This window comes from Companilactobacillus sp. HBUAS59699, assembly GCF_036913575.1.
Classification (GTDB): Bacteria; Bacillota; Bacilli; order Lactobacillales; family Lactobacillaceae; genus Companilactobacillus.
The window spans coordinates 388649-409542 of sequence record NZ_JAYKTV010000001.1; the positions used below are offsets into that span (position 1 = coordinate 388649).

Annotated in this window: 18 protein-coding genes; 11 read left to right on the forward strand and 7 right to left on the reverse strand. The window is 34.2% G+C overall.

The window, feature by feature from the left end:
- Nucleotides 1-131: 131 nt before the first annotated feature.
- The 6 genes from U8519_RS02040 (at nucleotide 132) to U8519_RS02065 (ending at nucleotide 8531) form a co-directional block, all read left to right on the forward strand.
- A complete protein-coding gene (locus tag U8519_RS02040; RefSeq protein ID WP_334328662.1) occupies nucleotides 132-1163 on the forward strand; it encodes an SLAP domain-containing protein in 1032 nt (343 codons plus the stop codon).
- A 17-nt stretch (nucleotides 1164-1180) separates the two neighbouring features.
- A complete protein-coding gene (locus U8519_RS02045; RefSeq protein ID WP_334328663.1) occupies nucleotides 1181-4306 on the forward strand; it encodes a MucBP domain-containing protein in 3126 nt (1041 codons plus the stop codon).
- Between the two features lie 97 nt (nucleotides 4307-4403).
- On the forward strand, nucleotides 4404-5816 hold the full coding sequence (locus U8519_RS02050) for a hypothetical protein (RefSeq protein ID WP_334328664.1): 1413 nt from the start codon (nucleotides 4404-4406) through the stop codon (nucleotides 5814-5816).
- A gap of 10 nt (nucleotides 5817-5826) precedes the next feature.
- The gene (locus U8519_RS02055; RefSeq protein ID WP_334328665.1) at nucleotides 5827-7173 is read left to right on the forward strand and encodes a hypothetical protein; all 1347 of its coding nucleotides are present in this window, start codon (nucleotides 5827-5829) and stop codon (nucleotides 7171-7173) included.
- A 60-nt stretch (nucleotides 7174-7233) separates the two neighbouring features.
- Nucleotides 7234-8223, forward strand: coding sequence for a hypothetical protein (locus U8519_RS02060; RefSeq protein WP_334328666.1), 990 nt, complete (start codon nucleotides 7234-7236; stop codon nucleotides 8221-8223).
- A 122-nt stretch (nucleotides 8224-8345) separates the two neighbouring features.
- Nucleotides 8346-8531 (forward strand): 2-hydroxymuconate tautomerase, encoded by a 186-nt coding sequence (locus tag U8519_RS02065; RefSeq protein ID WP_025024462.1) that lies wholly within the window; start codon nucleotides 8346-8348, stop codon nucleotides 8529-8531.
- A gap of 22 nt (nucleotides 8532-8553) precedes the next feature.
- Here U8519_RS02065 and U8519_RS02070 read toward each other — a convergent pair whose 3' ends face one another.
- Together U8519_RS02070 and U8519_RS02075 are read right to left on the reverse strand one after the other, a co-directional pair.
- Entirely contained in the window at nucleotides 8554-8982 is a 429-nt protein-coding gene (locus U8519_RS02070; RefSeq protein ID WP_334328667.1) for a hypothetical protein, read from the reverse strand.
- Nucleotides 8979-10493 carry a Y-family DNA polymerase gene (locus U8519_RS02075; RefSeq protein ID WP_334328668.1) on the reverse strand — a complete coding sequence of 505 codons (1515 nt, stop codon included), beginning with the start codon at nucleotides 10491-10493 and terminating at the stop codon, nucleotides 8979-8981. Before U8519_RS02075 ends, U8519_RS02070 begins: the two co-directional genes overlap by 4 nt.
- A 115-nt stretch (nucleotides 10494-10608) precedes the next feature.
- Here U8519_RS02075 and U8519_RS02080 point away from each other — a divergent pair, with 115 nt between their 5' ends.
- Complete coding sequence (locus U8519_RS02080) at nucleotides 10609-11805, forward strand: DUF2075 domain-containing protein (RefSeq protein ID WP_334328669.1); 1197 nt, start codon at nucleotides 10609-10611, stop codon at nucleotides 11803-11805.
- Between the two features lie 804 nt (nucleotides 11806-12609).
- Nucleotides 12610-13230 (forward strand): TetR/AcrR family transcriptional regulator, encoded by a 621-nt coding sequence (locus tag U8519_RS02085; protein ID WP_334328670.1) that lies wholly within the window; start codon nucleotides 12610-12612, stop codon nucleotides 13228-13230.
- Here the strand turns inward: U8519_RS02085 and U8519_RS02090 are convergent.
- The 3 genes from U8519_RS02090 to lepB all read right to left on the reverse strand — a co-directional run bounded on the left by U8519_RS02090 (nucleotide 13220) and on the right by lepB (nucleotide 15291).
- Entirely contained in the window at nucleotides 13220-14104 is an 885-nt protein-coding gene (locus U8519_RS02090; RefSeq protein ID WP_334328671.1) for a helix-turn-helix domain-containing protein, read from the reverse strand. The two genes, U8519_RS02085 and U8519_RS02090, sit on opposite strands and share 11 nt — an antisense overlap.
- A 277-nt stretch (nucleotides 14105-14381) precedes the next feature.
- A complete protein-coding gene (locus U8519_RS02095) occupies nucleotides 14382-14567 on the reverse strand; it encodes an LBP_cg2779 family protein (protein ID WP_334328672.1) in 186 nt (61 codons plus the stop codon).
- A 61-nt stretch (nucleotides 14568-14628) separates the two neighbouring features.
- A complete protein-coding gene (gene lepB / locus U8519_RS02100) occupies nucleotides 14629-15291 on the reverse strand; it encodes a signal peptidase I (RefSeq protein ID WP_334328673.1) in 663 nt (220 codons plus the stop codon).
- A 271-nt stretch (nucleotides 15292-15562) separates the two neighbouring features.
- Between lepB and U8519_RS02105 the strand changes: the two genes are divergently transcribed.
- The 3 genes from U8519_RS02105 (at nucleotide 15563) to U8519_RS02115 (ending at nucleotide 18760) form a co-directional block, all read left to right on the forward strand.
- Complete coding sequence (locus U8519_RS02105) at nucleotides 15563-16324, forward strand: hypothetical protein (RefSeq protein ID WP_334328674.1); 762 nt, start codon at nucleotides 15563-15565, stop codon at nucleotides 16322-16324.
- A 103-nt stretch (nucleotides 16325-16427) separates the two neighbouring features.
- Entirely contained in the window at nucleotides 16428-17399 is a 972-nt protein-coding gene (locus tag U8519_RS02110; protein WP_334328675.1) for a hypothetical protein, read from the forward strand.
- Nucleotides 17400-17407: 8 nt separating this feature from the next.
- A complete protein-coding gene (locus tag U8519_RS02115; protein ID WP_334328676.1) occupies nucleotides 17408-18760 on the forward strand; it encodes an RsmF rRNA methyltransferase first C-terminal domain-containing protein in 1353 nt (450 codons plus the stop codon).
- Here the strand turns inward: U8519_RS02115 and fni are convergent.
- Complete coding sequence (fni, locus tag U8519_RS02120) at nucleotides 18749-19798, reverse strand: type 2 isopentenyl-diphosphate Delta-isomerase (RefSeq protein WP_334328677.1); 1050 nt, start codon at nucleotides 19796-19798, stop codon at nucleotides 18749-18751. The genes U8519_RS02115 and fni overlap by 12 nt on opposite strands.
- On the reverse strand, nucleotides 19791-20870 hold the full coding sequence (locus U8519_RS02125; protein WP_334328678.1) for a phosphomevalonate kinase: 1080 nt from the start codon (nucleotides 20868-20870) through the stop codon (nucleotides 19791-19793). The genes fni and U8519_RS02125 overlap by 8 nt, the downstream gene beginning before the upstream one ends.
- Nucleotides 20871-20894 lie beyond the last annotated feature (24 nt).

Sequence of the window (20894 nt, forward strand, 5' to 3'; positions counted from 1 at the left end):
TCTATGGTATAAGTTTTATTCTCAATTACGTTTGGGTAATTGTTGTAGTCGGAGTCATTGGACTAATTTTGTATGTGGCACTAAAAGCATTAAAGTGAAAATTTTAAATAAATTATTTTGAGAGGTTAAATATGAATCGTATAAAAAAAGGACTTTTAACAGCAGGTATTGCATCAGCTGCTTTGATCAGTACTACTGTTTTATTAAATCAAACATCAGTTGATGCTGCTTCAGCAACTGCAAATTCTGGTTATGGTCAAGTTGAATTATGGAGCAATATTAACGGTAATAGAATGAAAGATGGCAACAGCTTAACTAGCGGATCATCATGGGGTATCGGTAGTATGATCACTGCTTCAGATGGTCAACGTTATTACAAAGTTGGTAATAATGAATACGCCAGTGTGAACCAAATGGATACAACGACTGAAAATTCAAAGCAAAAATTAACTGGTGATGTTAAATCAGGTTCAGGTAACGGTAATTATGTTCTGTTGTACACTAACCCACTAAAAGGTGCACGTATTGTTAAAAATCGGGGGTTGATGAAGCATACTGAATGGTATACAGATCAACGTGTCATCGTTAATGGTGAAGTTTATTATCGTGTCGCCACAAACGAATGGACAAAAGGTGCAGATAGTCAATTAATTTCTGAAAAATACCGTGGTGATAAGGTATTTTTGAGTAATAGTGATCAAAAACCATACCTTGATGTCCCTTATTCATTGAATTATGAGAATTATTCATACGCATTATTACTTAAGAGTAATGGTGAGTACTTGTACAATTTGAAAGCCACAACTAGCAATGTGTTTAGACCAGGAATTAATTACCAAAAAGGTACTTATACTGTTAATGCCGATGGATCAATTGTATTCGGAAACATGATTACTAAATTATATGCTGATTGGGGTAATCTAGATGCAATGTTGCATACTACACCTGGTGATGTTCACTTTAGTGGACAAGGATCGGATTATCCAGTTAGTGGTACTGATATAGTTAAATCAGCTAAATTCAGAATTGTTAATAATGGTAGTGATATTAAAGGTAATCAGCCAGGAATCGATTTGAAACCACAAGCAGGTCTAAGTGTTACAGATCCTTCGCAAATAGGACCTTCATTGTATAGTGCATGGCATGATTCTAAATTCAAATAATATATAAGGGGAAATATATGAATTTCAAAAAGAGGCGTTTAAACAAGGCTTTAGAGGAAAAAGTGTATCGTGTTAAACTGGTACATGGTAAAAAGGGATGGATCACTGTTGGACTAACATTTGTCACATTATTTAGTGCTACCGTTTTTGGCGCTAAATCTGTTGATGCATCAGCTGTCAATAATGTAGCAACTGCTAATTCAACAACAAGTGGTTATGTTCAATTGTGGAATAATGTTACTAAGAACAGTATCCGCAAGGCAAATAGAGGCCTTCAAAATGGTACAGCCTGGAAAACTGCTAAAGCAGTTAAAGGTGTAGATGGTAAGACTTATGTACTTGTTGGTGGTAATGAGTATGCTAATGTAAATGAAATGGATTTATCTGATGAAACTTCATATCAAAAACTTTCAGGAATTGTTCATATTGGTGATGTGGAATATGCTCGTCTTTATACAGACCCATTGAATGGATCTAAAGTTATTCGTAATAGAGCATTGTTAGGTAATTCAGACTGGATTGTAAACAAAAAGGTAACCGTTAATGGAGTTACATATTATCGGGTTGCTACAAATGAATGGGTTAAAGCTAACAATGCTAATCTAACTTCTGAGAATAGTCGTTCTGATAAGACATATATCAAGAATGCGCCTGACGAAGAAACTACTACTACACCAGATACAGATACTAACAATAATGGTGGTTCAGGCAGTTATAACGGTGGTTCAACCACAACACCTGCTAAAGATACCGCTAATGTTACTGTTAAATATGTAAATACATCTGGTGAAGAGATAGCCACTCCTAAGACATTGAAGAATCAAAAAGTTGGTTCAGATTTAACTGAAAGGGCTATTGATGTTGACGGATATACTCTTATAAGTGAAGGTACTCAGAATGTAACTATCTCTAAAGATGGTAATACTATTACGTTTACATATACAAAAGATGTAGTTCCTGCCGAAACTGGTGATGTTACTATCAAAGCAGTTGATGAGAATAACAATGCAATCGGTGAAGCTACAACTGTGACTAAAAATGTTGGTGATAGTTATATTGCTGTAGCACCTAAAATTCAGGGTTATACCTTAGATGATGATTCTTCTAAGACAATTACAGTTGCTGAAGAAGGAAATATAGTAACATTCAAATTTAAAAAGGATACTACAACACCAACAAACCCAGACACAGATAAAACTGCTAATGTTACTGTTAAGTATGTAGATGCTGATGGCAATGAATTGGCTAATCCTAAGATTTTAACTGATCAAAAGGTTGGTTCAACAGTTACTGAAAATGCTGTAGAGGTAGAAGGATTTACAGCTGACAAAGATACACAAAATGTTGTTGTAGGTGCTGACGGTAATACCATTACATTTACATATACAAAGGACGCTACAGACCCAGAAGCTACTAAGTCAGGCATCACTGTAAACTATGTAGCTGAAGATGGTACTGTATTAGACAGTAAGACTGAATCTGTTGAAAATGGCAAACCATTCACTGCTGAAGCACAAACAATTGACGGTTACACCCTAAAAGGTGAACAAACGCAAACAATTGATTCTGTAAGTGGTGACAAGACTTTAACCTTCACATACACAAAAGATACCCAACCAATCAATCAATTTGACATCACAACTAAGTACGTCAATGAAAATGGTGATGAAATTGCCACAGCTAAAGTAGAACAAGCTGACGAAGGTTCAAACTACACAACAAAAGCTATTGATATCAAAGGTTACACATTGAAAGGTAACGATACTCAAATCATTCATGGTGTAAATGGAGATGCCACTCAAACATTCACATATACTAAGGATGCAGAACCAGCTCAAAAGTTCAATATCGTTACTAAATATGTAGATGAAAAGGGTAAAGAGATTGCTCATGATAAGACTGAACAAGCAGAAGTAGATTCAGTCTATACAACTAGCGCCATCCCTGTTAAAGGTTATACATTGAATGATGATTCTACTAAGTCAGTGACTGTTGATAAAGATAGTTCAAAGAATGTAATCATTTTTAGCTACAAAACTAATGAAACTAATTCTATAAATGTAGATCAGATTCAAAGTAAATTATTTGATTTAATAAATTCTTACCGTGAAGCTAATTTACAAGATCCATTGACTGTTGATGATAATTTAACGTTAGGTTCAGATGTTCGTGCGGCTGATGAGGCCAATGAGGTAAATACTTCTGGAGATATTAATAAAGCCGATCATAATAATTCAGACGACACTTATTTTGATCAGGAATCACATATTAAACAAGATAATTCGCTCTTCAAAGCTGAGAATTTACTTGTAACTTATGGTGATGATGTAGACACTGTTGCTCAAAATGCATTTAATCAGTGGAAAAACTCAAAAGACCATAATGATAATATGCTAAACTCTGAATTTAGTAAAACCGGTTTAAGTGTTGTTCAATTGAATAATGGTGAGTTTCTAGCAATTCAAGTATTTGCGGGTAGTGGGAAAGAATCATTATATGATCCCAATATGGATAACACTGCTTCCATTGCTGATTTAGGATATACAAGTTCAGATATCTTGAAGGCCGCGGAGAGTGAACCAATAGATCCATCTTCGCATGCTGCACCAGTTTCTAAACTTGCCAAAGACCCTAAAGCATATTTTGGAGATAGAGTATTTAAAAGTTTAAAGGATTATAAGAAGTGGGCTAGTACTAAACACAATGAAGGGTCAATTTGGGATGAAGGATCGGGTAGTGGAACTTTTCTTGCATATGATACAAAAGGTCATCCAATTGGATTTGTCCCCTATGTATACTATTTAAGTGATACTGCAAGTGATTTATTGGCTCAAGGTAAAACAACATGGACTACTGACTATATTATTTCCGTTGGTGAACCTACCACTGGAACTGTAACATATGCATTAATTAGGAATGATCGTACTAATTATCTTAATTATAATCTCATTCCTGAAAAACAATTGACTGGTAAAAGTGGAGATAAGATAACAATCTCAGCTCCTGACATAACAGGTTATAGACTGGATGAGGCATATAATAAGAGTAATACTAAAGAAATAATTTTGGATGTAGATCCAAGTAATAATGATTATATGTTTACGTATATTGCAAATGATGCTCCACTTCAACCAGAAGGTTAATATTGTAATTAAAAGTGCTTCAATAAGTTTGCTTATCTTTGGGATACTTATGGAAGCCTTTTTTATGTTGTATTTATAATATATTATGAGGTAAAGTATGAAAAAATTAATTAGGGCCTTGAGTATTGCATTGATATTCGCATTCTTTTTATCAGGTTGCAGTAACTCGTCAACTAAAAAAAATAGCACTTCGAAAAATGATTCAGGGATTGTTGGAAAAGCGTATAAAGCAAGTACACAAGTTGAAAATGCCAGTCATGGCAGCATTACTATTTATTTTGCTAAGGATAATAAAGCCCTTCTAATTGAATCAGGAAAATTTGAAGTAGGGCATCAATGGGGACAACTTTTTTTTAATGCAAAATATAAATTATTGGAAAATAATAAAGTTAAAATAAAGACCTTTAAAGAAGCAACAACTGAGACATACAAAAATAAAGTGGAAATGAAAGATGGTTCAACACCTATTTTTATAGATCCAACTAAACTTGATAAAGATAGACAGAATCATATGGAACTAACTATTTCTGACAATAGTATGTATGTTGGACATGGTAAAAATAAAGTTAAGTTTATATTGACTGATAATAAAAATCTTTCTGATTATGATTCCTACATGAAAAGTAAAAAGGAAAAGTACTTTGGCAAAGATACAAAGTTGTCAGACCGAGGTTTTATGAGTCCAGCAACAGAAATGCTCAGTAATGAGATTGCCTTCAAAGGAAGTAGATTTATTTGGAAGTTTGGTGGACCTGACAATGAATTTTCATCAGATAATGAACAAGGTGCACGATTGGCAATATTTATGGGTAAATATAAGTTAAGTAAAGATCGTTTAACATTATATATTCAATATCACAGTAGTATATTTCAAGGAACAATTAGCCAATTATCGAGTAATCAATATCAAGATAAATTAACAGATAGTGATGTGCCTAAAAAATTAGTATTTAAGTTTACTAAAAATAATAGATTACATTTAATGATAAATTCGAATGATTTTGAATCTGATGACATGCTAGATTACGGGACTGTTGATGGAACACCAAATTATAATAAATTAGTTAAAAACAATCAGCCAGATGTGTATACAGTTGCGATGGAAAAAGCTAGTAACAGTGGATCATCTTTTGAAGAAAATAATAATGCTAATACAAACAATTCAACTAAATCAGTGACGGATATTTTTCCAACTAAGGAAGACTTTGTTCAATGGTTAACTAATTTTTATGCTGAAAATGATTCACTTGCTACAGAGGAAAATTCAGGATTTTGGGTTACTGGATCAAGTCAAGGCGGAACAGCGATGACTAGAGAAGGTGCTGATGATGAACAAATTGATACTCCTATAGTTTATAGTGTTTCTTATGCATATACAGTACTGAATGATGATTCAGATATTAGTAGGACTATTTATATAACTCCAGATGGAAAATTATATTCAGGCCATTTTAATGTTTATGATGAAGATTTAACATCGGCGTATGCAGAATATGCCGCAAATAAATAGGAGAGAAATAATGAAATACAGTAAATATTTAATACTGCCAGTCAGTATTCTATCAGTTTTGATTTTGGCGGGATGTGGTAATAATTCTACAAGTAGTACTGCCAGTCCAGATAAGACAGAAAACGCAACTAAAAAAATAGTTATTAAAGGACACAATTTTAAAGGAGTACATCACGGTGATGGAACTTCTAAAGATCCTGATTACAAGTATTCAATGTACTTTGGAAAAGACAATCATTTTGTACAGGACATTATTAGTTCTAATGGTTTTGCTGGTCGTTTCACTGAGCGAGGAACTTATGAGATTTCTAAATCAGGCGACATAACTATGAATATCGTCAGTGTAACGGAAGAAAGATTTGATAGTGATGCAGCTTTGTCTAATGGATCTGCCCCAATCAGTATTGTTCAACGAGAAGGCAGTACATTGAATGCGGCTGAAGATCACGCAATTAAGATCAAGAATAAGCAAACTTATCTCTTGGGTACAGTTAATAAGGTTAAGCTTTATCAGACTGACAAGCAGACTGTTAATTATCGTAAGCATTATCAGTCAGAGATGAGTAAGTACAATAATTCTTATGGTAAGTTCTCAAATCACGGATTCACATCCAACGGTATGGACACACCAATGAATGCCATTGCTTTCAAAGGTAGTAATTTTATTTGGAGATACGGTTATCAAGATGAGGATGCTGATAAAGATTCGGCTGTAATGGCAGTATTTGAAGGGACATATTCTTACGATTCAAGTAGTCAAATTATGACATTGAATATTAATAGGCAATCAAATGCATATTATGGTAATTTAATGAGTCTAAGTGGATTTGAATATCAAAAATCTGGTGGTCCATTAGCTGGTAAGACTTTGAAGTTAAGATATAGCAACAACGACCTCACTTTAGTTGGTGCAAGTTTCAAGAGTTGGAAGATGGAAGATAACTATCCAGATGATGCTTCTCAAAGCCAACCTAAGTATGATGATTATGCTAATAGTTATTCTGTTTCTACCTTTGGTTCACAGATGCATAAGGCTTCAGAAAGTGATTCTAATAATTCAGAATTTAGTTCGGCTGAAGAATTTAGAGATTATATTATTAGTACAGGGCAACTTGATGGAGATGAGGATGCGTGGAAGGCGTATGATGGGAGTTTTGGAATAGAAAAAGGTGATAAGTATACGGTAACTGATTCTGACGATACTGATCCTCAAGATACATACGAAGTCTCTGCCATATATTCTCTGTATTATGATAATACCGTTACTTATCATGTAATAATTTATGGAACAAATGGAAAAATTTATATGGGTAATCCAGTCGGAATTCTTCGTCTGGTAGATCCGGAAGAAGACTAAAAAAATCGAGGCCATTACTCAGTAAAATTAGTAATGCATTGAAATTAAGGAATTAAATATATGAAAAAGTTTTTAAAAAAAGTTATAAAGTACCTAGGGATCTTTATAGCTATAATTTTAGTTATGTATTTCATTTTGACCAGATTTTTGAATGGATTTTCGAACTTATATGATACAAATCAAATTGTGGGGCATACATTTGAATCAAAAGTTATACATTTGCATATGAAAGATAAAATCCATTTTTATAAAAATGGTAATTATATTAGAGTGCAGGATGAAGACGGAGGATTAACACGCCTTATAAGTAAGGGAAAGTATAAAGTTAATAAAAATAGAACAATAAGCCTAACTTATTCGACAAATATTGAGGAAACATTTTCTAAAGATGATAGGAAGAGCAAAAGTAAACAGCCAATATCAAGAAAAAATGGATTGTATTCTAAAACATATGAAGAGCAATATGAAATAAAGAAACATTATTTAAGAGCAATCAGCTATAATTCTAGCTTTGATAGATCTTACCCATCCAAGTCTCAACCTGAAAAGTTAATATCAATATTACATAACGACACTCAAAATTATAGAAAAAAGTATGATGGTTTATCTGGCAAATCATTTGTGGACAAGAGTTCAGCAAGAAACTATATATCTTTTAAGAATAATAAATTTTTATGGCATTACGAAAAAGAGATTAGTTATGACTATTATAAATTTATGATTATAGAAGGTGACTATAAATTAATTAATGATAAACTAAAACTATGGAATATAAAAATATCATATGTTTATAATGGACATTATGATGACATAATCCAGGGTGAATATACAAGTGCAAGGTTTATGAAAAACTTCTATGAAGCTAATTTCACTGTTGATCATGATACTGTTTTATCGATGACAACAAATATACCTGGATTCTATACGGAAGACTTGTATTATGATCCTGAAAATACGGATAGTGATGATTATAAAGAAGCTTATGCAGAATATGGCGATTTAGGGAAACTATATGATGACATGTCGTTAGTTATATATCATAATGAATAAGCTATTAAACATTTGACCTTACTAACAGTTTATAAAATATTAATATTATGAGATAATTTAAATGTCTTTCGTGTCGTTTTTTTAAATGATATTCGTTAAAGTATGAATAAAGGAGAAAAATTATGCCACTAGTACACATCGATCTAATCGCCGGACGCAGTCCTGAACAACTCAAAGGTATGGTAAAAGACGTTACAGATGCTATTGTAAAAAACACAGGTGCACCTGCAGAACATGTTCACGTTGTATTGAACGAAATGGAAAAGGAACACTACGCTGTTGGTGGCGTTTTGAAGAGTGATGAATAAAAAATAAGACACCTTCTGGTGTCTATTTTTTTACGCTTTTTATGGATCGTATATTTAAAATTACTACTGAATCCTGATCAAAATTAGCCCGTCCCTTTAACCAATCGATGTCTTGAAGATATCCCTTAAAATGTTCATAGTATCCAGAGGTATCGTTGAAGTAATTTACTTCTACTTTTGAAGAATGAATTTGTAAATATTTTAATTGCCTGATGATATGTTTTTCATCGTCAGTACTGGTGTATTTCTTTCGCCTATAATCTTCAGCCTTTTCTTTGATCAAATCATTGAAACCTTCCAATGCACCGAAGGGAGCAAACTGTGCTGCACGATCCAATTGATTCATCGCTAAGTGACGTTTGGATTGATGATAGGGGATGTTCATAATGTCTTGATACGAGGAAGTATCGTTAAATATTTTTTGCTCAATTAAATCCTTTTCATTCATCAAGCGTGATGTCCTCCAATCTGGTTGTTTCTCTCTATTGTAGTAGAACCTTCTTCTAGGTCAGATGCCTTTATAATGATATTACGATTATTAAATCTTTTTTGAAGCTTTAAAATAGTTTCTTGAATGATACGGTCTTGCTCACGCTTTGATTGATTTTGTTTTTCTTGAATTATTTCTTGTTCTGGATTACCAAAAAGATTGATTTGCTTAAATTTTTGATCTTTCAGAGCGGCAGTTTCGTTAATCAAATTAGCTGCAGTTAAGGTAACTCTGCGAATCAACATCTTTGGATTAACAAGGTCCTCGTATATTCTTTTAAAAGTATTGCGTAATTCAAGTGACGATGATGTGGCAACGTCTAATTTCACAAAAGTGTGATCAGGTTTGGGAGTCTTTCGACCATAATAATCAGTAGTTAGTTTACCAGTGAAATTATTCGTTTGAAGACTAGTGATATCGTAATCGATAATTAAGCCGATTCGATCAGTGACAGCTTTCTTTTGGACTAAATCTAACGCTAAGTTATCACTCATACCACGAACAATTTTTAAGCCGTCCTTAAATGAGGTTGGTTTCATCAGTACTTGACTGGAATATAAACCGTGATTGTCAGATCGGTAATTTTTTATATCAGCCATCGTAGCCGACTCGTGTCCCCAGGCGTGATCAACGATTAGTTCAGCGTTCTTACCAAACTCATGATAAATTATTTCTTCATTTTTAGTATCCGAAAGAGAACCTAAAGAACATCGAGCAATATCGCCCATTGTATATAGTCCTAATTTTTCCAATCGTTTGGCAGTCCCACGCCCAATTCTCCAAAAATCAGTCATAGGCTGATGAGCCCATAACAGCTTTCGATATTGTTGCTCATTCATTTGAGCAATTCTGACACCGTCACTGTCTCCAGGGATGTGTTTTGCGACAATATCCATAGCTACTTTGGCTAAGTACAGATTAGTTCCAATACCTGCAGTCGCTGTAATGCCGGTCTCCGCTTGAATTTCTTGAATAATATTTTTAGCTAAAGCATGGGCAGTGGTATTGTGATGCTCAAGATGTTCTGTCACATCCATTAAAACTTCATCAATGGAATAAACGTGGATATTTTTAGCGGAGATAAAACGTAGATAGATTCCGTAAATCTCTGCACTCTTGTGCATATAAAAGTTCATTCGCGGTTTAACAACTTTATAGCCAATCTTTAGTGTTGGTGAGTTGAGTAAATGATGACGATTTATCGAAGAGTATTTTGTTAAATAATGTGTAGAGCTTAGTCGTTCTCGATTTAATTTATTGACGATTTGTTCAACTTGAAATAATCGCGGACGACCAGGAACACCGAATTTCTTGAGTGCAGGAGAAACAGCAAGACAAATAGTCTTGTCGGTACGTGAGTTATCGGCGACAACTAGATTATCGTTAAGAGGATTCAAGTCGTGGGTGACACATTCAACAGATGCATAAAATGATTTTAAATCGATAGCCATATAAGTACGTTGTTTTGTCATTGGCGGTCCTCCTTTACGTCCAGTACGAACATACGTTCATATACAATATTGTATCATTTTTTGATTGTATATGCTCAAAATAATATAATGAAATTCGTATAAGTTAGGAGATATTATGTTAGATTCTGTTTTACCAAATAAACATCTTACTGCAGAACAACAAGATGTTTTTAATGAAATATTAGAGTTTTCGCGTGAGAATTTAAATCGCGGAAGTAAAGGGCTATTCCAATTGAATGGTGATGCGGGAACAGGTAAGAGTGTTATTTTGACACAACTGTTTTTAAATATTGAATCCTCAGCCAAAAAGGATCGAACTGATAATTATTTTTTAGTTAATCATTCTGAACTATTGAAAGTCTATCAAGATAATGCCGGTAGTTTTGCGGAATTACGTAAGAATCGATTTTTGCGACCAACTACCTTTATTAATCGAATGAACAAAGAACACAAGATTGCTGACATAGTCGTGATAGATGAAGCACATTTATTGTTGAGTGAAGCTGACAGGTACAATAATTTTGAGCAGCATAATCAGTTAGAAGAAATCATCAAATTGGCAAGGATAGTTGTGATTGTTTATGATGAACGACAAGTTTTGAAGCTGAAAAGTTATTGGTCACAGCGTGTGATCGATAATCTAGTCAAAAAATTCAAATTACAATATAAGCTGGCAACATTACGTGTTCAGATGCGCATGCAGGCGCCGCGTTCAGTAATAAAGTGGATCAATGACTTAACTACTAACTTACAGTTAGATTCTATTGCGTCTAAAAATTCTGACTACCTTAGTGGTTTTGATAGTAATTATGAATTCAGAATATATAATGATGCTGAAAAAATGTATCAGCAATTGCGTCGTGATAATGATAAATATAAGAAGTCTCGAATTGTAGCAACAGCAGACTATCCATCAACTCTTGACGGTAAGAAGCATTATGTTAATGAAGGAAAGTTCCATCTTCCTTGGGACCAATATAACTATGATCGTACAACTTGGGCTCAAAAGGATACAACTATTAATGAAATAGGTTCGATTTATACCGTACAAGGATTTGACCTTAATTATGTGGCAGTGATAGTTGGTCCATCGATCGAGTATGCAGGTGAGGGGAAGATAAGAATTAATATCGATGCATATGAAGATCAAGAGGCATTTAAGAAGAGACACGAGAATGATATCGATGATACTGATACGGCTAAAAAATTGATTATTCTCAATTCTATTAATGTGTTGATGAAGCGTGGTATTAAAGGAGTCTATATTTATTTCCACGATGCTAATATTTATAAGTATTTGGAAGAAAGCTAAGGCTTTCTTTTTTGTTTTGGTGAGGTTACATAACTTAAATTATAAGAAGCTGTATTCCTTTCGCTCTTCATAACTATCACACTAAATTTATTACAGTGAATCAAAGCTGTAGTAGGGGAGTTGGAACTGAATGCGGATTTGATTACAACTTTGGTATTTTTCTTTATCACGTTGGTTAATATCAATTCAACCATTAGCTTGATCATTCAATTATTTGTAACGATAATGACATCTCTTTGATTATTGAATCAATGGTCTTGCAGAATCTTTAGGACATATTCTTCAGTCTTATAGTCGATTAATCCAGGTAGGCACACCATAGAATAAATAATAATTATGGATTTTTAACTATAGCTCTTACTATTAATACACACTGTTGCTTAAAGCTGACTTCTCAACATAAAAACTATTAGTGCAATTAACTAATCCAACAGATTGAAGTATTTTTAGGATCAAATGATTTTAAAAATATTTAAGAATCTAATTCAACGTTTTCCAGTACTGTAAGGCTTAGGGCTAAGCAGTAAAACTGAAATACAAATCCAACTGATTTACCGATACTGTAGGATCTACCAATCAATGTGAGTTCACCTCTATTGATTGGAGAATAATATTATTATTTGTGTAAAACTTATTTCCATTTGTATTATAAAATTTGAAACTGTGTTTAAGTTCTACATAAGACGTGTTATAATCTTCTTAAATAAACACCGTGTTGTGATCAACATATTTCGAAATATTCAAGCTATATAAGCAATTAACAAATATAGACTATATGTTGGATTAATAAAAAGGAGTAATAATATGCAGAGATTAACTAAAACAGATGAAAAAATAAAAAAAGCCTTCATCAAATTGATGAAGACCAAAGGCTTTGAACATTTAACTGTCAGTGATATTACTTCGGAAGCAAAAATCAACCGCAGTACTTTCTATGCTCACTATGAGGATAAATATGCATTAGAGAAACATTTTGAAGATGCAATCTTAAATGAACTCAGTGATCGGTTGAATAGTAATCTGGATTCGACTATGAAATACCAAGATACAAAAAAGGGTGTAAAATCTTATCCTGCCATTAATACTATTGTCGACTACATTGAATCTGAGTTTGATTTGATAAAGGTATTAATGAGTAGTACTGGAACTTCTCTTGAAAGTCGTATTAAGAACGTCTTGTATCAAGTTGTTGATCAAGGTCTCTATTTGGCTAAGGGAAATGATAAAATGCTGGATCAAATTCCGAATGATTACGCCTATGAAATTGTGGTTTCAGGAATTTTGGATACGATGAAATTCTGGCTGTTTAAGGACAAACCTGAGAGTAAGGAAGTAATAGTAGATATCATCATGAAAACTCGTTATTTGAGTCCATATGACCTTCTAGGTGTTGATGGACAGTTCGGCAAAGCTATCAAGGTTTGATTTTAAGCTCGTTGATATTATTGTCACTCATTAGTTTCTTTATTTTGTCCAGTAAAGGTTGGTTGTTGTTATAATCCGCAAATGCAATGGCAGTGGTTAAAGCATGACTTAACCGATTGTAGTCAATAGGTGTAGAATTCAACGAATTTTTAGCAGCGTTAAAGTATAGTACATCTGTAAATTCTCCAGTAAAGTATTGATGGAATTTATGTAAACCAATTTCAATCAAATCATTACTGCGATCCAGATTTTGATGTTCCATATACCAGCTGGAAATACGTGTGATCATTAAACGATAATAATAAAATTCATTACTTGAATTGATGATTAAGTTTTCTATATTTGAATATGCTAGATCATAATAATAATTAGTTTTGTCAACTTGATCTTTACTGGAATAAATGTATCCTAGTTCGGCGTATATGATCGTTCCCCAAAATGTTTTGCGGTTCTGTAATAATTCTAATGAATAATTTAATTGGAATACAGCATCGTCGTTATTTTGAATTGATTCAGAATATAGTGCTATTAAGAAATGAAGATGTGCTTTCTCGGAAGAGGGGAGTGTATCTTCTTTTATTGTCTTGATCATCTTGGTTAAATTTTCAGTATTTTTATCTTGTACAGTTTGATCCATTGATTGCAGTTTGTCCGATATTAGATTACTTGATGGCAGTGAGGAGAATTCTGAGAAGACATTATCAAGTGTTAGGTGTAACTTTTGACAGATCGAAATTAGTATATTAATTGAAGGCGAGATGTTTTGATTTTCCATCTTACTGATAATCGCTTGAGTACAAATTCCATTGGCTAATTCAGATTGACTAAGATTTAATTTCTTCCGTTGGTCTTGGATAACGTTACCTAAAAGCATGATTTACCTCCTTGTAATAATCTTATATGTAATAAATTATTTGATGTATCTACTTAAATATTACTTATAGTAATATTATTATGATTTTTTAATCAAAAATCAAGTGTTAAACATTCAGAATATTTCTTCAGTTGCTTTAAGTGATCTAATAAATCAGTTTACTAAATGGGCTTGATCGAGTACTTAATCGTTTGATTTTGAATTGAAAGATTATTCAAAGCTGTAACTTTTTTTAGCACAAAAAAATAGCAGATCCAAAGATCTGCCAATCATCATACTACTGATGTAATTTGATATATTCTAAGATAATTTTCTTTTCTTCTGCAGTTGCTTCGTAATCACCAGATTTGAGATTATGAATTCGCTCGACTGATAGGTGACTTTCAAAAGCAAATTGTGTATCGTTCATATCTTTTGCACGTTCAAATTGAATAATTGATTCAGCTATACTTGGTTTGTCCATAAATAAATAACCTCCGATAAGTCCATCATATCATTTAAGACTTAATTTATTGAGTATATTTTTAAAATGTTGACCATCTGGTAATTGGCCAGTAACGCCATTTAACTTCACCGACGATTGCTTTTTTGTTGATGAAGCCAATAATACGACTATCTTTAGAAACAGTTCTGTGATCTCCCATAACGAAGTAGGATCCAGCAGGTACTTTGTTTGTTTTTTCGATCTTCTTCAAAGTAGAAGTGCTGTATCTCTGCTGCCATTCAGGAGCAGTTTTGGCTAACTGACTTAAAGTGAAGTTGTACGTATAACTATATGCTTTACCAGCATAGATACTAGTATCAGGCTCTTTTTTCTTAGAACCAGCATCTAAGAAACTCTCATCAAGTTTCTTGCCGTTAACGTACATCTTGTTATTCTTTGAAGTAACAGTATCGCCAGGCAAACCAATGATTCTCTTAATATAAAAGGAACCAGGCTCATCAGGTGCTTTCAATACAACGACATCCCCACGCTGCAAGTTTGTATGTCGAACTGCGATTAGTTTCTCGCCGTTTTCAAACGTCGGTTGCATCGATGGTCCGGAAACCTTATCGTTTGAAAATACAAACTGCATCAGTAAGAAGAACACTGCATAAATAGCGACCGTTAAGGCAATAGTCTGCAGCCAAAACTTCCAGCCGCTTTCTTCCTTTTCCGGCCTTCGTCTTGTATTATTTCTATTCATAATTCACCTCATACATGTACTACTTAGAATATTACACTTTTTCAGAATTATTGGAAATAAATGTGTAATTTTCAGGCAATTTTTTACCAAAATGTCTAATAAATATAATTTGTGATTAAAAAAATCATATCTGATCATAGAAATATTTGATTTAAAAGCAAAATGGTAACACTGCTGTCAATAAAAAAGCTAATATATTAATATATTCAGTACCTAACATGACAACGAAGATAATCACATTAAAATAAATGATTAATTCAAAGGAGAATTTATGACATATATCAACAATTTACGTGAAGACACCGAAGTTTTACCACATGGTCAAGTCTTTGATGCTAGAATCAATTTTATGGAACACGCCTGTGAGGCTCTAATGCAAAGAGATGTTCCTAAATATCATTTTCCACAGTTTCAATTGAACGAGAAGGAGATCAGTTACTACATGGAGCACAATATTAGTTTGGACGAGATCGAATTTCAAACTATGTCGGCTAATTTGAATACCTTTGATCATGATCTAGGTGAATTCAGAATTTTTCTTCAAACACGTTTTGGATATTGGGCAACGATCACTAAGGACTTCATGAAAGTTTGGGCTGATGAATTTGGTGATGCTAAATACTTGGAAATTATGGCAGGAAACGGCTATATATCAAAAGAGTTACAAAGTTTAGGAAAAACCTCAATTTGTACAGACGATAAGAGTTGGTCTAAGCAGAGTAAGACAGGCTATGAACCATTGGTAGACGTTGAAAACCTCGATGCTTTAGACGCCATTGATAAATATCATGAAGATGTCGACTACGTTGTAATGGCTTGGAGTCCTGACCGAGAAGATATCGACAATGAAGTTCTTAAAAAGATCCGTGAGTACGGTTTAATGCTGATCTGTATCGGTGAAAAGTACGGTGCTACCAATAGTAAAGAATTCTGGGATAATGCTGAATACGTTGATTACGAAGCTATTGATAAGTTGAACGAGGCTTATTCACATTACGATTTGGTCAAAGATAAAGTCTACCTGATAAAATAGTTGCAGTTGAAAACACTTAGCCAACGAAATGACTGAGTGTTTTTTTATCTTAGTAGTGTAAAATAAGATATCAGATACAAAACGTAAATATGGGTGAGTATTAATGAAAAAAATTATTTCCAGTATAATTATTTTGATTGCCGTTTTACTTGCGGGTGTTTCTATCTCAAAGAGTGACTCTATCAAATATAATAATACGATGAATCGCTTAGGTATGAGTGACAATGCGGTGGTTTTAAGAACACATTCTAAAAAGTCACTGATCACAGCAGTTAAAGAACTAGATCAGAAGAAATTGACTAGTTATCAGATTATTTTCTTTGATAAGGATAATAGTGATTTTGGTTATATGTATAGTCATAAAAAAGCTAACAAGATTCCGGTAACGTCAGGAAGATATTTCTCACAAAGCGACTTCTCATCGCAGATTCCATTTGCGGTCCGTGGCAAGGATTCTGATATTGAGAGCTACAAGCCGCAGAGTCAGGCGTATATAAAAGTGGGGAAACGTTATGTCTCGATCATCGGAAATATTGGTTTTAACGGTGCTGATATTCTAAATAGTCAAACTTTAGTTTCATTATCACCTAATCAGCCACAGATCAAGACTAAGTTATCCGGCGTTATTGCAGTGTTGGATGGTAAGGCGATTAACTCTAAAGAGAGCTATGCGACTATCAAGAAAACACTTCATGTTACTAGTACACATAAATACAGTCCTCAGAGTGATGATTTCAGTAATGTCCAGACCAATAACAACGGTGAATTGTATATGGTCGGTTTGATCTTGCTATTTATTTTGGCAATTGCAATGGAATTCTATATTTTGGTTCCATTGCGCTTTGATCTGACAAGATCGCATTTGACGGGTGATCTTAAGAACAATTATCGTAACGGATTGTTATTGAGATATTTAATTTACACATTGGTTCCATACATTGTTGGTTATGCATTTGTCAGTTGGCGAATAGTTATAATAAGCCATCAGACTTTCAATATGTTCATGGTCAGTTCAGCTTTGATTGCCGTACTGATTGGAATATATCAAATATTCTTTGTTAAAAAGGTGGAGTAAGTAGATTTATGAATGTTGATTTAAGTAATGATTTTAAAGATAAATACCGTAAGCTGATGGGGAATCGTGCCGACAGTTTCTTTGCGGCAATTGAGACTGACAGTCGCAACTCCTTTCGGATCAATCCTTTAAAGCCCAATTACAAGAATGTAAATGTGGATCTAAGTGAACCGATTCCGTACAGTGATATTGGCTATTATGGAGATGTCGATGGTAATTCGATCGATCATCAAGCTGGCTATTTATATAGCCAAGAACCCAGTGCAATGTATGTAGCGGAAGTTCTAGATCCAAAAGAAACAGACAAGGTTTTGGATCTCTGTGCTGCACCGGGAAGTAAGTCTACTTATATTGCTACCAAAATGAACGCACACGGCCTTTTAGTAACTAACGAGATAAATAACAAGCGTGCTAGAGTTCTTTCTTCTAACATCGAAAGAATGGGAATTACCAATGCAGTTGTGACGAATAATTCTCCTAAGGATTTTGAGAAAAAATTTGAAGGATATTTTGATCGTATTCTAGTGGACGCACCTTGTTCTGGTGAAGGGATGTTCCGTAAGGACCCCGAATCAGTTCAATATTGGTCGTTAGATTACGTTGAACAGTGTGCTAATCGTCAACGTCATATTTTGGATTCAGCATTCAAACTTCTCAAACCAGGTGGCACGTTAGTTTATTCGACTTGTACTTTTTCACCTGAAGAAAACGAAGAGAACATTGATTATTTCTTGAATCAACATTCTGAAATGTCGATGGCTGAAATTAAAAAATACCCTGGTATGGAAGACGGTAAGCCAGAGTGGGGGAATAACAATCCTGAATTATCTAAGGCTCTGAGAATGTTCCCAGATAGATTTGAGGGTGAAGGACATTTCATATGTAAGATGACAAAAGCTGGTTCTGAGGAAAAGATCCGTGAAAAGAATATTTCAACTGGCATTGGCAAAGAAGAGGTTCAATTGGTTAATAAATTCGCTAAAGCTAATTTAACTAGTGTAACTGAAAATAATTGGTTCAAAGTCAGTGATTTCTTATATCAAGCTGCCAGTTTGGACAATCGTTTCAAATCATTACATGTATTGCGTAATGGTTTGAAATTAGGAGAATTCAAAAAAAATAGGTTCGAGCCAGATATCGCATGGATATTGGCAATCGAACCTACTGAGTTAAAAGCTATTTATGAATTAAATGATGATCAATTCAAGACGTACATGCATGGTGAGTCGATCATCTTGGCTGACAAACCAGATTTTGATAACAAGTGGATCGGATTAAGTTATCAAGATAAGTTGTTCAGTTGGGGCAGATATAGTAACAATCAAATTAAAAACGTTTATCCAAAAGGACTAAGAAGGTAATTCGATTTTTCTTTGTTTAGCATAATTTACTAGGTTCTCATCAAAAATGATGGGAGTCTTTTTGATTTCATCGATATTTTTAGCACCAAGTAGTGCCATGATGATTTGAATTTGTTTAGCAAAGCTCTCAAAAAATAGGGTTGCTTCTTCGAGAGAATACTTTTGAAGATGATGTAAAACCAAACCAGATATTCCAACAGCCGTAGCTCCCATTTTAAGAGCTTTAACGACATCCATTGGTGTGCGAACACCACCAGAAGCAAAAATCGTTACATCGTCCATATGAGGCTGTGCTTCAATCATGGATTCAACAGTTGACATTGAGAATTGATCTAAGTAAGTCAAGTCGATCTCATGGTTTCTAGCTGATTCGATTTGAGCAAAGTCAGTTCCACCGAATCCGGCGATATCGATGTATTTAACACCGACATCGATCAATTTTTGCATAGTTTCTTTAGAAATACCGAAGCCGACTTCTTTGACCACAACAGGTACGGTAATTTTTTCAACTATTTCTTTGATATTGTCTAACCAGAAGAATGACTTGTCTCCTTCTGGCATAGCAAGCTCTTGAATGACATTGAGATGTATTTGTAATGCATCTGCTTGTAGTAGGTCAATGGCTTGTTGTGCCTGTTTGGCGTTGGCCTTGGCAGAAACATTAGCGATGACAAAGCCATCTTGATTGTATTCACGTAATGGGGTGAAAGTATCTTTGGTTTCAGGTATACGAAGATAAACACCCATTGATCCACTGGAAACAGGGATGTTCAGCTTATTAGCTAACTGAGCTAAGCCCATATTAAAATGGGCGGATTGTTTAGATCCGCCTGTAATTGCATTGAAATAAAATGGGAGACTGAACTTAGTTCCAAAGATATTAGTGCTAAGGTCAATGTCACGATAATTGAGTTCCGGTACAGCATCGTGAAGTAATCGTACGCTATCAAAATCAGCATATGATTCATCAGTAAAGAATTTTTCAGCTAAAAATAAATGTTCAACTTTGCGTTGAATCTGTTCATCCTGTTTAGGCATTAGCGATTATTTCTCCAATTTTTAAGGTTAGGGGAGTTATTCCAACTTTTTCCCATTCTTGTTTGAGCTTTTCTAATTTGAGTTTATGGTCGCTGATGACAATTCCACAATCGCCACCACCGGCACCAGATGTTTTAGCAGCTCCACCGAGTTTTTCGGCAATATCACACAGTTGTGACAACATCTCAGTTTCGATATGAACATCACTGAATTCTGCTAGATCAGCCAACAGAGTACGATATTTACTGATCATATCTTTGATCAATTCGGAATTGTTGCTGCGGAATCCATCAATTAGTTTCTCAACGTTTTGACGACTTGACTTCAAGAAGTTTTGATATTTTTCAACTTTTTGAGCTTTAGTCAAAGCAATACGGTCAACTAATATTGAAGTAGAAGCTGGGCTACCAGTCCAACCGACGGTTAATTCAAGATTTTTCGGTAAATTCAAAGTTTCGATCTTTAATTCAGGCCAATTTAGCTTCAACAACTTAGTTAGACTGTGGTTTTTGATCATATTGAAGACCCAGTTACGATCTGGTGATTTATAAGCGACGATTCCACCGAAGGCACTGGCCGCAATGTCACCTAAACTTCCATTTCCTTGAACGGATAGGTGGGCGATAGCGGACAATTTATAGACATCCATGGCAGACAAATTGAGATGATAGAAGTCACCAAGGGTCTTGACTACGGCTACTGTAACAGCTGCAGATGATCCAAGTCCATACTTTTTACCATCTTTTGAATCGAGTTCACTAGTTACTAATAGGTCATAGTAATCAAGCTTAACGTTTTGTTCTAGTGCGTATTTTTCGACAAAATTAATGGCCGCCAAGATGTATTGAAGTTGACTCTCAGTATCGTCAAAAACAAGTTCCGTTCCTTGCCGGTCCCAATGAATAAGTTCTTTATTGAGGTTCTTTGATTGAATGGTTCCACCATTCTCTGATTTAGTAATGTGAGCAGTCACATATTGATTTACTGATGCGATTACAGCAGGGAAGCCAGTTTCAACAACGGCGTATTCTCCTGCTAAATACAATTTTCCAGGTGCTTTTCCCGTAGACAAAATATCATACCTTTCAATATAAAT